This window comes from Kocuria atrinae (genome assembly GCF_039531425.1).
GTDB classification, from domain to species: domain Bacteria; phylum Actinomycetota; class Actinomycetes; order Actinomycetales; family Micrococcaceae; genus Kocuria; species Kocuria atrinae.
This window is the reverse complement of the sequence record NZ_BAAAQA010000015.1, coordinates 253,293-266,211: the sequence shown is the minus strand read 5'-3', so window position 1 is coordinate 266,211 and position 12,919 is coordinate 253,293. Positions and strand designations below refer to the sequence as shown.

10 protein-coding genes are annotated in these 12,919 nt (G+C 61.5%); 9 read left to right on the top strand and 1 reads right to left on the bottom strand.

All coding sequences use genetic code 11. The features are described from left to right. Positions 1-190: 190 nt before the first annotated feature. Entirely contained in the window at positions 191-451 is a 261-nt protein-coding gene (locus tag ABD283_RS07725; RefSeq protein WP_016998141.1) for a type B 50S ribosomal protein L31, read from the bottom strand. 150 nt (positions 452-601) lie between these two features. On the opposite strand from ABD283_RS07725, the gene ABD283_RS07720 reads away from it, so the two are divergent. From ABD283_RS07720 to wecC, 9 genes are all read left to right on the top strand, one after another. Beyond that, positions 602-2,485, top strand: coding sequence for a cellulase family glycosylhydrolase (locus tag ABD283_RS07720; RefSeq protein WP_344224398.1), 1,884 nt, complete (start codon positions 602-604; stop codon positions 2,483-2,485). After that, positions 2,482-3,546 carry a lipoate-protein ligase LplAB gene (gene lplAB, locus ABD283_RS07715; protein WP_344224397.1) on the top strand — a complete coding sequence of 355 codons (1,065 nt, stop codon included), beginning with the start codon at positions 2,482-2,484 and terminating at the stop codon, positions 3,544-3,546. Before ABD283_RS07720 ends, lplAB begins: the two co-directional genes overlap by 4 nt. A gap of 47 nt (positions 3,547-3,593) precedes the next feature. After that, positions 3,594-4,649 (top strand): LCP family protein, encoded by a 1,056-nt coding sequence (locus tag ABD283_RS07710; RefSeq protein WP_344224396.1) that lies wholly within the window; start codon positions 3,594-3,596, stop codon positions 4,647-4,649. 87 nt (positions 4,650-4,736) lie between these two features. Further along, complete coding sequence (locus tag ABD283_RS07705) at positions 4,737-6,047, top strand: glycosyltransferase family 4 protein (protein WP_344224395.1); 1,311 nt, start codon at positions 4,737-4,739, stop codon at positions 6,045-6,047. Beyond that, on the top strand, positions 6,047-7,888 hold the full coding sequence (locus ABD283_RS07700; RefSeq protein WP_344224394.1) for a glycosyltransferase family 4 protein: 1,842 nt from the start codon (positions 6,047-6,049) through the stop codon (positions 7,886-7,888). The genes ABD283_RS07705 and ABD283_RS07700 overlap by 1 nt, the downstream gene beginning before the upstream one ends. Then, on the top strand, positions 7,872-8,729 hold the full coding sequence (locus ABD283_RS07695) for an ABC transporter permease (protein WP_344224393.1): 858 nt from the start codon (positions 7,872-7,874) through the stop codon (positions 8,727-8,729). Before ABD283_RS07700 ends, ABD283_RS07695 begins: the two co-directional genes overlap by 17 nt. A 94-nt stretch (positions 8,730-8,823) precedes the next feature. Further along, a complete protein-coding gene (locus ABD283_RS07690) occupies positions 8,824-9,618 on the top strand; it encodes an ABC transporter ATP-binding protein (RefSeq protein WP_344224392.1) in 795 nt (264 codons plus the stop codon). Positions 9,619-9,677: 59 nt separating this feature from the next. Then, on the top strand, positions 9,678-11,501 hold the full coding sequence (locus tag ABD283_RS07685) for a glycosyltransferase family protein (protein WP_344224391.1): 1,824 nt from the start codon (positions 9,678-9,680) through the stop codon (positions 11,499-11,501). A 94-nt stretch (positions 11,502-11,595) separates the two neighbouring features. Next, positions 11,596-12,843 carry a UDP-N-acetyl-D-mannosamine dehydrogenase gene (gene wecC, locus ABD283_RS07680; protein WP_344224390.1) on the top strand — a complete coding sequence of 416 codons (1,248 nt, stop codon included), beginning with the start codon at positions 11,596-11,598 and terminating at the stop codon, positions 12,841-12,843. Positions 12,844-12,919: the final 76 nt, after the last annotated feature.

Sequence of the window (12,919 nt, the reverse complement as noted above, 5' to 3'; positions counted from 1 at the left end):
GGGAACTCAGTCAGTGACGCACCCGGGAAATGGAGGGGATGCGTCCATCATAAGTATTCCAAAGCAAATATTCAGGATTGGCTGGTATTTGACCCCACCCTGACGTGGGAACGAGCAACTCGAAATGTCCCGGACAGCACAACACCCGGTTCGGAAAGGTCCGAACCGGGTGTTGGTGGAAGTCCCAGAATTAGCTGGAGGACTTGCCGAAGTTCTTGAAACGCTGGTTGAAGCGCTCCACGCGACCGGCGGAGTCCATGATGCGCTGCTTGCCCGTGTAGAACGGGTGGGACTCGGAGGAGATTTCAACCTCAATGATGGGGTACTCGTTGCCGTCTTCCCAGGTCTCCGTCTTGGAGGAGGTAGCGGTGGAACGAGTCAGGATGACCTTGCCGGAAGCGAGGTCACGGAACAGCACCGGGTGGTAATCCGGGTGAATTTCAGCCTTCATGGTGTCAACCTTCTGTAGGTGCCTGGATTTTGCCAGGCACGGCGTTGCTCGGATAGTCGGTGTTTTTGGGCGCGAACGCACAAAGCACCAATCGACCAGTGTACACCCGGGGTCCGAGCCGGGTCGACTTTCCCTGGCTAGGATGGGCGCGTGGTTGCATCCCCCGCTGATTCCCTCGCCCCCGCCTCATCTTCCAGCCGACGACGCCGCTCGGTCGCCTTTCTGGGCACCGCTTTGTTGTTGCTCACGGCCTGTTCGGATCAGTCCGAACCGGCGCCAACACCGGAGCCTGAGCCCACAGGGCCTATTTCTGGAGTGGCTCGTAATGCGCCGCTTCATTCAGTCGATCCCGCCAAGGTGGCGCAGGCCCGCGAGCTGCCGGAAACCTACCCGGGGAGCTCAGCGAGCGCGGCAGGTGCAAACGCAACCGTCACCGTGCGTGACGGCGACCCGGGGGAGGACTACCGGCACGGTTCGGTGGGTCTCTCGTTGGAGTCCACGGATCTGGCCGACGAGCGTTTGAACGCGGACAACGCGGATCTGGTGAGCATCCTCGATTCGCTGCACGAACCCATGCTGCGCTTTGGCGGTAACTCCACTGATCGCCGCTTCTTCTTCACCGCGTCCGATGAACCGATTCCGAAGGATTGGCCCCTCAACGAGGGGGAGGAGATCACCAAGGTCACCCCGGATGATCTGAAACGAGTGGCCAAGCTGACCGAACGCACCGAGACGTCGGTGATCATCAGCGCCAACCTGGCTCGCTACCACCCTGATCGTGCGGGGGAGCTGGCCCGTCACGCCAAGGACGCCTTTGGGGACCGGTTGGTGGGCATCATGGTGGGCAACGAGCCCAATGGTTTCTACCAGGGTAGGGACAACGACCTCACGATCAAGAGCGAGGACTGGGATCAGGAGACCTACGCCAAGCAACTGACGGCCTACTCCAAGGCCATTCATGAGCGCGTGCCGAATTTTCGCATCGTGGCCCCCGGCGCATATTCGGCTGACTGGTGGAATGCGGCCGCGGAGGCACCGGGTACCGGATCCATGGCCATGGCGGTTCACCAGTATCCGCTCTCCGAGTGCGGTAGTCAGTGGGAGCATCAGATCCCCACCGTGGAGAACGCGGTGGACCCGGAAACCAGGGAGAACGTGGACCGGCTGGTCAGCCAGGCGGCGGAGGATGCGGACGAGCACGAGTTGCCGTTGTGGATTACGGAAACGTCCCTGTCGGCCTGCTCCGGTTCCAACGAGATCACGGAAACACTGGTCGCCGCGGTGCACCAAGCCGAGTACTCCATGCGGGTCCAGGACCTCGGCGTGGAGCGGGTGGCCGCCCATTCGTCTTTGGCGCCCTGCAAGGGTGGTGCCCCCATGTCTGTGCTGTGCTCGGACGGGACCCTGGCCAATCCGGAGGAATCCTTTTCCGTACGCGCCAATGGACTGGCCTTGGCGCTGATCGCAAGCATCCCGCAGGGCAACATGGTGGAGACGGCGACCTCCACGGACAACCTCACGAGCTTCGCCGTGGAACACGGCAACGACACCGTATCCGTGGTGCTCACCGACTACCGCAACCCGGCCAGCGGCAAGGACCGCACCACGACCGTCAACCTTCCGTTCGCGGTGGACTACGCAACACAGTCACAGCTGCGCGGCCCATCGTGGACCTCCGAATACCCGGTGGCGAGCCTCTTCGAGGACCACTCGAACGCAAGCAACAGCCCCAGCCCCAGTTCAGGTGCAACGGGAGGTCCGAGTGCAAGTGGCGAGGCGGCGTCGTCGGCGCCCGACTACCCGGCCGATCCGGACGTGGCCTTGAGCGTGGAACGCGCCCTGCAACCCGCGGGGAGCCAGAGCGTGAGCGTGGACGGCTACGGCCTGCCGATCACGCCCGTGGGTGAGCGCCCGCGCGTGGGCGGGGTGAAAGCCGGCAGCAAAACGGTCGACGTGACATTACCGGCCGGCTCCACCACTGTGCTTACCCTGAAGAAGACGCAGCCGTCCCCGAGCCCCAAGGAGAGCCAATGACCAGCACCCGCAGACACGGCGAATACAAGGTGATGGGCGGCAAATTGGTGGTCGCTGACCTGTCGGTTGTTGACGGACACCTGGCGGACGTGTCGATCAACGGCGACTTCTTCCTGGAGCCGGACGAGGCTCTCGATGACATCAACTCCGCGCTGAACGGGCTGGCCGAGTCTGCCGCCCCGGATGAGATGGTCGCGGCCATCGAGGCGGCCCTTCCCGCCGACGCCGTGCTGTTCGGTTTCGACGCCCGCGCGGTCGCGATCGCGGTGCGGCGCGCGCTGGCCAAGGCCACCGGCTGGGGCGACCACGAGTGGGAGGTGATTGCCCCGCAGGTGAGGCCCACGCTCGAGAACCTAGCCCTGGATGAGGTGCTCGCTCGCGAGGTGGGCGCCGGTCGGCGCAACCCCACCCTGCGGCTGTGGGACTGGGAAGACCCCGCCGTGGTGATCGGGTCGTTCCAATCGGTGCGCAACGAGGTGGACCCGGAAGGCGCCAAGCGTCACGGGATCGAGGTGGTGCGCCGCGTATCCGGCGGCGGTGCCATGTTTATGGAGGCCGGTAACTGCATCACGTACTCGTTGTACGTTCCGCAGTCGCTGGTGGACGGATTGAGTTTCGCTGATTCCTATCCGTTCCTGGACGCGTGGATCATGCAGTCGTTCCAATCCATGGGGTTGGATGCGCACTACGTGCCGCTCAATGACATCGCCACGCAGCACGGCAAGATCGGGGGAGCGGCGCAGAAGCGGTTTTCCAACGGCGGCATGGTGCACCACGTGACCATGAGCTACGACATCGACGCGGACAAGATGACCGACGTGCTGAGAATCGGCAAAGAAAAGCTCTCCGACAAAGGCAACCGCTCGGCCAAGAAACGCGTGGACCCGTTGCGCCGGCAAACCGGCATGAGCCGCGCGGACGTGATTGCCACCCTCAGCACATCATTCACCGACCGATATGACGCGGCGGCCGGTGAAATTACCGCCGACGAACTGGCAACAGCGCGCGAACTGGTGCGCACCAAATTCGCTACGCCGGAGTGGATCAACCGCGTACCGTAAGATGTGCGAAAGTAACCGCCCTGATCGGGGCGGAGCAGCACAACCGAATGACCCCCACACCTCGGAGCGCCTACATGTCCCTGAATGACTTCGACTACGAAGAAGAAGAGCGCCGGCCACGCAAGAACCACACGGGCCGCAATGTTCTTCTCGTGTTCCTGGCACTGGTTCTGACGGTCGCTGTCGTGGCGGGCTTGTTCGTGTGGAACCTGGGCCGCAACTTTGACCGCGGCTCCAGCCCCATTGAGTCCGCGTTCCCCGCTGAATCGGATCGTCCCGAGAAGGACTCCGCGCAGGACGCCGGCACCACGGTCATGCTCCTGGGCTCGGACAAGCGCCCGGAGGGTGAGGACCCCACCGTCACCGGTTCTCGCGCGGATTCCATCATGCTGCTCCACATCCCCGATGACGGCGGCGAAATGTACATCATGTCCATCATGCGTGACACCTGGGTGGACATCCCCGGTGTGGGCGAGGCCAAGATCAACGCCGCACTGGATCACGGGGGGATGCCGCTGATGGTGCAAACGGTCGAGGAGCACTTTGGCACACGCATCGACGAGGTGGCCCAGGTGGACTTCGCCGGCTTCGAGGGCCTGACGAACGCCCTGGGCGGTGTCACCGTCAACGTGCCGCAGGCGTTCACCACCCGCGAGGGTCAGCACTTTGCAGCCGGACCGCAGGAGATGGACGGTGAGACTGCGCTGACGTTCGTCCGCGAGCGCTATGCCTTCCAGGACGGTGACTACCAACGTGTGCGTAATCAGCGGGCCTACCTGCAGGCCATGATCAACAAGTTGGTCAGCTCCGAAACCCTGACCAATCCGCTCAAAATCAATGACGTGGTCAAACAGATTTCCCCCTACCTGACCGTGAGCGACGGCTTAACAGCCAACTGGATCGTCCGTCAGGCCCCTAAACTGGTGGGGTTGAGCAACAGCGACATCCACATGTTCACGGTCCCCACTCAGGGCACCGGAACCTCGGCTGACGGCCAGTCGATCGTGGTTGCCGATACCCAGGCCATGCAGGAGATCGGTGACGCCATCTCCGAAGGCACCCTGGGCGAGTACGTGTCCAACCTGCCGGCAGGTGATCAGTAACGTTCATGCCCCCGAACCCCCGTAGTTCCGCCGCCGAGCGGAACCGCTGACCCCCGTCCCCCTTCCTCTTGACCCCGCGAGAGGCCCATGCAGCCCCCTGAAACCGACGTACGTCTGCTACTGCTGACCAGTTCCTACTGGCCGGAGCATTCCCCACCCCAGCGCCGCTGGATGTCACTGATCCGCAACATGCGCGATCAGGGCTGGGCGGTGTCCGTGGTGGCTCCGGTGGCTCATTACGGGCCGGGCCCGGACTACTCCTCGGACACCAAGGGACGTGCCTGGCGGGCGCAACCGGGCTTCCTGGGCGAGAAGATTTACCGGGTGCCGCATTTGCTCTTGGGGGACAACAGGGTCTTCAAACTGGCCAATCAGCTGGTTGGGGCTGCCGGATCGGTGCTGCGGGGTGTCGCCACGGGCCGCCAGGATGCCGTGGTGGTCACGGCGCCGTCGTTGCCTTTGCTGGGGTCGGCCTTGTTGGTGGCCCGTTTCAAGGGCCTGCCGCTCGTTGTCGAAATGCGGGACGCGTGGCCCAATCTGGCCGAGGACGCCTCACTGGTGCGCGGCGGTTCCAAATCAGTGATCAACAGCGCAGTGGAGTACGTGCAGAATCGCGCGGACCTGGTGGTCACGGTGACCGAGGGCTTTGAACGCACTTTGCGAGAACGCGGCGTCGCCGATGTGGTCACGGTACGCAACGGCATTCAAATGGATCGCACACCCCGCCTCGAGGCACCTCCGGTGCAGCGTGAGCGGCTCGAGGTGCTCTATCTGGGTAACCACGGGGAATCTCAGGCCTTGGACGTGCTCATTCGCGCAGCCGCCCTGGTCGGTGACGACATGCGACTCACGCTCGTGGGCCACGGTAGTCAGAAGCCGGCGCTTCGCCGACTGGCCATGGAACTCGGCGCCACAGTTCGTTTCCTGCCTCCTGAATACCGTGAGGCGGTCTTTGCCCGGTACCAGGAGGCCGATTCTCTGGTGATTTCCCTGCGCGATGATTGGAAGTCTTTCGAGGACACCATCCCGTCCAAGACGTACGAGGTTCTGGCAGTGGGTCGGCACATCACGGGCATCGTGCGCGGTGAAGCCGCCAACGTGCTGACGGAGGCCGGCGAAGGCGACATCGTGGAATGCAAGCCTCAGGAAATCGCCCAACTCTGGCGGGAGCTGGCCGCGGATCGATCCCGATTGCAGCCTGCGGGAACTGGGCGCGAATGGGTCAAGTCCCACGCCAACTACTCGGATCTGTCCTGCCGCTACGGTGACCTGTTGCGACAGACCATCCGCGAACACCAAGCCCAGCCCCAACAGTCGGTGACGCAGCGCATCGCGCGCATGGGCCGTGCCGCCGTGAAGGTGGCCCGGCAATCGCGGCAGTTCCGGAGAACCGCCTGATGCGGGGACCCTCCGGGCAACGCGTGCGCGAGCTCGCGACCAACGCGTGGATCACGGCGTCCACGGTGGCTCACCACATAACCGATGACCCCGTGGTGTTCTGCCTGCAAGTATCGCGTCGACTGCCATCCCGGGTGGTTCGGCCGGTTGCCCAGGGCCTGTCCCGCTTGCCGGCCAGCAGGTTTCCTGCCGCACGCGGCACGGGTCTTCACATCTTGGGCAACGACGACGCCGCTGCCGCCACCTTGCGCTCGGCTGCGGGGTCCGCGGGTGTTGCCGTTCGTCGTCGCTGCGCGGAAGTGTCCCTGACCATGGGGGAGTTGCCCCTGACGGAGTCATTGCTCTCCGAGTTACCCGCGTCAACCCGGGGTGCTTCCGCGACCCGAGCACGAGTGAACTGGCACCATGGCGATGTGGATGGGGCCGTGGGCGTTCTCGAGACCGCCCGCTCGGCCGGGACTGCTACCCGCGGTGAACGGTCGCTTGTGAAGCGATTGTCCGCAGAACGTGACCTGCTGGGCTCATTTGAACCCGAACTTCCCGCGGTCGGAACGTACGCACCGCGGCCGAACACGGTGCTATACGCGGTGACCAATTCCCTACCGCACACAGCCAGCGGCTACGCCCAGCGCACGCACTCGCTGCTGAGCGCCATCAAGGACGAGGGCTGGGACGTTCACGCGGTGACGCGCCCCGGTTACCCGGTGCAAGTCGGTAAAGTCCTGGCTCGCGGCACAGATGTGGTGGACGGGATCCCGTACCACCGGATCCTGCCGCTCAACCTGGCGCCCACTGCGACCGGGCGCGTGCAACAGCACGCTGATGCTTTACTCCGGTTGGCTCTCGAGGTGCGTCCCTCCGTTCTCCACACCACCACGCACTACGTGAACGCGCTGGCTGTGCGGGCTGTGGCGGAGGCCCTGTGTATTCCGTGGACCTATGAAGTGCGCGGGCTGCTTGCGGATACGTGGGCGTCCACCAGGTCACCGGAGGCGCTGCAGTCCACTCGCTATGACCGGTTCCAAGCGCGCGAGGCGCAGGCGCTTCAATCTGCTCACCATGTTGTCACGCTCGGAACGCACATGGCCGATCGGGTCCGAGAGATCGCCGGAGACTCGTCATTGTCCGTGCACTTGGCTCCCAATGGCGTGGGCGGGCAGTTCACGGACGAGCCGGGGGAGAAGGTGAGCGCGCGGCGTCGTACCGGGCTGCCGCTCGAGAGGTTCCTGATGGGGACCGTGACCTCGGTGGTCGACTACGAAGGCCTGGACGATCTAGTGCGTGCGGTGGACATTGCCCGCAAGAGCGTGCCGTCCATTCTCGCGGTAATCGTGGGGGACGGTGTGGCCCGCCCGGGACTGCAACAACTGGTCTCCGACCTGGGAATTCAAGACCATGTGAAATTTTGTGGACGAGTTGATCGATCCGAAGCGGTTGAGTACTTCAGGTCACTCGACGTGTTCGTGGTGCCGCGTAAGGATCGCACTGTGACCCGCGCAGTGACACCGCTGAAACCGGTGGAGGCACTGGCCTCCCGGACAGCGGTGGTAGCTAGCGACCTGCCCGCTTTGCGTGAAGTGATCGACCACGGTGTGACCGGATTGCTGACCCCGCCGGATGATCCGGAATCGTTGGCCGCGGCGTTGCTCGAGTTGGCACGTGACCCGGAGATCCGCGAACAGCTTGCCAGGGCAGGCCGGGAGTGGGCGTTGAAAAATCGCACGTGGGCGGTGACCGCGAAAGAGACCGTGACGCGGTACGGTGAAATGACTGGGCGGACCCCCGCGCCCCAGAACGACCGCATCCTGACCCCCGAGGAGACGCGTGAGCGCCAAAGTTGAGCCGTTTAACCCCGAGCGGCTTCAGGCAGTTGGTGCCCGACCGCCGTTGGGCGAGTACTTGCGTGATCTGTGGGGCTCGCGGCACTTCATCATGTACGACGCCAAGGTCCGCTTGGCCGTCAGCCAGGATCACACGTTCTTGGGCAAGGTCTGGATCGTTCTCAATCCCATTTTGCTGGGACTAACCTTCTTTGTGGTCTTTGGTCTGCTCCTGAGAACTGGTCGAGGAATCGACAATTTTCTGGCCTTCCTGTTGATCGGCCTGATCATGTTCCAATACAGCAGCCGCTCCGTGGTGGCAGTCTCAAGATCGATGTATTCGGGGAAAGCGCTGGTCCGCGGATTCATGTTCCCGCGTGCGGCGCTCACGTTGTCCATCGTGATGAAAGACGCGATGACCCAGGTCTACGCGTTACTCGCGATGATCGTGATGGTGATGGTCATTCCGCCCCACGAAACTCCGACTTGGACCTGGCTCTTAGTCATTCCCGTGTTCCTTCTGCAAACCCTGTTCAACTGGGGATTGGGCATGTTGCTGGCGCCTGCCGTGAACAAGGTGCCCGACGTCGCCAATCTGCTGTCGTTCTTCATGCGCTTGTGGATGTACTCGTCTGGGATTTTCTATGACCCCTCACGCTTCATCGAAGACCCGCGGATCCTGGCCATTTTCCACTTCAACCCGCTGTACCAGGTGCTATCGATCTCTCGAGAACTCATCATGGATGGAACCGTGCCTGGCTGGGCCTCATGGGCTGTCCTCATAAGCGCAAGCTTGGTTCTGGCGATCGCTGGCATTCTCGTGTTCTGGCTCAACGAAGAGAGCTATGCCGATGAGCGTTAACCGTCATGCGCAGTCCGAGGCAGCCGCGGGTCGGCATGGACGAGCGCCACGCAATCCGGCCGTGGTCATCGACAACGTGACCATGGTCTACAACGTGACCTCCACCGGCGGGGGCGAAGAAGTGCCGGTCGCAGCTCCTGTTCGATGGGCCCGCAAAGCGCTGGGTCGTCCGCCCGTTGTCAAGAATCAGGCCCTCACGGATATCACTCTCGCAATTCACCAGGGTGAGTTCGTGGGCTTCATTGGTCGTAACGGTTCGGGCAAGTCGACCCTGATGAACATCGTGGCCGGACAAATGAATCCCACAATTGGGCGTGTGTATTCCGTGGACACGCCGGTGAAGCTTGGGGTCAACGTGTCTCTGGTGCCGGCGCTGTCCGGTGAAAAGAACATACGCCTGGGATGTTTGGCACAGGGAATGCACCCGGACCGGGTGGATGAGATTTTGCCCGACCTTGTTGAAGTGGCAGCCCTGGGGAACGCGATCCACTGGCCAATGAAGGCTTACTCGTCCGGTATGGCTGCCCGTCTTCGTTTTGCCGTGGCGACGGCAACTGATCCCCACATCTTGATCCTCGATGAGGCGTTGTCGACCGGTGATGCTCAGTTCCGCGAACGGGGACAGAAGCGCATGGCCGAAATTCGGGAGCAGGCCGGCTGCGTCATGTTCGTGTCTCACTCCATGTCCGAAATCAGGGACATGTGCACCAGGGTCGTCTGGCTGGATCAAGGTGACCTCTTGATGGACGGTGACCCGAAGACCGTGACCGCAGAGTACGAGGCGTTCATGAAGGACCTCGCGGCGGGTAACAATTTCGCCGCGCGGGCCCGCAAAGAGCAGCTTCAATCCGACTTCGTCAGAACCGAACTCCGCGAGGTGCAATGGTGACCCCCAGACGATCGCAACGAAACCTCAGGACCGAAATCTGGCACTTCCGGAACGGGGGAGTGTCGCAGTGGCGCAAGTATCGCAGGCGGGCGTCGCTACCAGCCGGGCCGTCCGCAGGAGCCGTTGAAGGCCTTCGCAAGACCATCAGTTTCACGCCCCAGGAATGGCCCGATCGAGCCCCAGTTCGTTCCGACCTCACGGTCGCTGTGATACTTGACGACTTTTCCGCGCGGGCCTTCCAGTATGAATGGAACCAGATCGCGTTGTCGCGTGACGGGTGGAAGTCTGAACTGGCGGCGCAACCCGTGGATCTCTTGTTTGTAGAGTCTGCCTGGCACGGTAACGGTGATGACTGGCAGTACCAGCTCACCGGGACGAGCGGGGTCAAAGAGTCCATGAAAGAGCTCGTCGCGTACTGCCGTGAACAAGGCATTCCCACCGTCTTCTGGAATAAGGAAGACCCGCCCCACTACGACGACTTCTTGGAGTGCGCGAGACTTTTCGACCACGTCTTCACGACCGATGTGAACAAGATCCCCGAATACCACCGGGACCTCGGGCACGACCATGTCTCTGTTTTGCCGTTCGCCGCTCAACCCGCAGTTCACAACCCCTCGCGTCCCCGGAACGGCTTTCACGAGCGTGACGTCGCCTTTGGCGGCATGTACTTCGCGCACAAGTTCCCCGAACGTCGCGAACAGATGGATCTGTTGTTGGGCGGCGCAGATGACGTTAGCCCCAAGCTTCAGACCGGTCTCGAAATCTTCTCCCGCTATCTGGGAGAGGATGAGCGTTACCAGTTCCCTGAACCGTTGGACCAGCGGGTGGTCGGTTCCCTGACCTACGACCAGATGCTGACTGCGTACAAGGCATACCGCGTCTTTTTGAATGTGAACTCTGTAGTGGACTCACCGTCCATGTGTGCGCGACGTATTTTCGAAATCACCGCGAGTGGCACGCCAGTTGTCAGCACTCCGTCTCGGGCCATTCGTGAGTACTTCACCGAGAATCAGTTGGCAGTTGTCGAGGATAGAGAGCACGCTGCGGACGTCATCCGTGCGCTCGTGCGTAGTCCTGAACTTGCCGATCGTATGGTCCACCGCGCGCAGCGAGAAGTGTGGAACAAGCACACGTACGGCCATCGCGTGGAGCAAATTCTCCAACGAGTTCTGCCCGAGAAGATTCGTCCACGAACACGACCGACGGTTTCTATCTTATTGTGTACCAACCGCCCACATAGGGTCGCCTCTGCTCTCCAAGGGTTCGCGACACAGGAGAATGTCGACCTGGACGTTGTGATGGTTGCTCATGGATTCGATCCGAGTGCCGACGAGATACAGGAAGCGATTGCCACCAGTGGCATCGACCAAGTCACGACCATCGCGGCTGACTCCGAGTTGACACTTGGAGAATGTCTAAATCTTGCGGTTGAGGCGTCCATGGGTGAAGTTCTAGCCAAGATGGACGACGACGATTTTTACGCTCCCCGGTATCTCGCAGATCTGCTCGACGCCCTGGTGTACTCCGGCGCGGATATCGTCGGGAAACAGGCCCACTACATGTACGTGGAGTCCCAGGATGTGACGTTGCACCGATTTGCACATCGGGAACACCGATACACGGACTTTGTCATGGGGCCTACTATCACCGGTTACCGGAGAGTATTTGATCAAATTCCGTTTCAACGAAGAAACACCGGTGAAGATTCGTCCTTCCTGGCAGCGGCCCTTGAAGCGGGCTTCACGATCTATTCGGCCGATCGATTCAATTTCGTCCAACGTCGCGGGACGGATGGCCATACGTGGCAAGTGTCGGATGCTAACGTCCTGGCCACCGGCAGTGTCGTCATGTTCGGGGACAACTCAATCCATGTGACGGTATGATTCCAGTGGGTTATAACGCGCATGACATATAGCACTCCTGACCGGGCTTATATTTTCGTGAGGTCAGTAGCAGTCGTCTCAGTAAGGTGAGGTAATGAGCAATCCTTTGGAAGTTGTCTTTGTCGGACTCGGGTACATCGGTCTTCCGACAGCCGTGGTCATGGCCAATCACGGAGTACGGGTCCACGGTGTGGACGTCAATGCCTCCGCCGTAGAGCGCATCCAGCGCGGTGAAGTCACCATCGTTGAACCCGGGTTGGAAGAACAGCTCAAGAAGGCTGTCGATAGTGGTCAGCTCACCGCCTCCACCGAGATGCAGCAGGGCAACGCGTTCGTCATTGCGGTTCCCACCCCCTTCAAGGACAACTACGAAGGCGACCTGTCGTACATCATGTCCGCAGCAGAGTCGATTGCTCCTCAGCTGCGAGGCGATGAGGTGGTCATCCTCGAATCGACCTCCCCGCCCAAGACAACACAGAAGCTTGCGGACAAGATCCTGGAACTGCGCCCGGACCTCTCCGTCGACGGTGCAGACGGCAAGCCCGTTATCCACTTCGCTTACTGCCCCGAGCGCATCCTTCCTGGTAAGGCGATGGAAGAGCTCATAAGCAATGACCGCATTATCGGCGGTCGCACCCCCGAGGCCGCTCGGCGCGCAACCGAGGTGTACGCCTCTTTCTGTGAGGGCGAATTGCTCGCGACGGACGATGTGACTGCGGAGATGGCCAAGCTCACCGAGAACTCCTTCCGCGATGTGAACATCGCATTTGCCAATGAGCTTTCGTTGATTTCCGACAACCTGGGAATCGACGTGTGGGAGCTGATCGAGCTGGCCAACCATCACCCCCGTGTGAGCATCCTGCAGCCGGGCCCCGGCGTGGGTGGTCACTGCATCGCCGTGGACCCCTGGTTCATCGTGTCTTCTGACCGCGAGAACTCCAACATCATTCGTACGGCTCGTGAGGTCAACGACGGCAAGCCCAAGTGGGTCATCAACAAGGTTGATGAGGCTGTTAAGAACATCGATTCTCCGGTGATCGCTGCTCTGGGTCTGGCATTCAAGCCCAACATCGATGACCTTCGCGAGTCGCCGGCACTCAACATCACCAAGGATTTGGCCGAACACGTTGACCACGCCACTGTGTTGGCGGTCGAGCCCAACGTGGGCGAGTTGCCCAAGGCACTGCAGGGTATGTCCAATGTCGAATTCGCGGAATATGCGGATGCGATCAAGCGCGCGGATGTTGTTCTTCTGCTGGTTGATCATGACGAGTTCAAAACAATTCCCGCCACCTCGCTCAAGGGCAAGACAGTGGTGGATACGAAGGGCCTTTGGCGATAGATCCGACTTAGACGTGAGTGAGAGTCTTTCACAAATGCGACAAGTACCCCCCACTAGTAGCAATACGTCCGAGTCC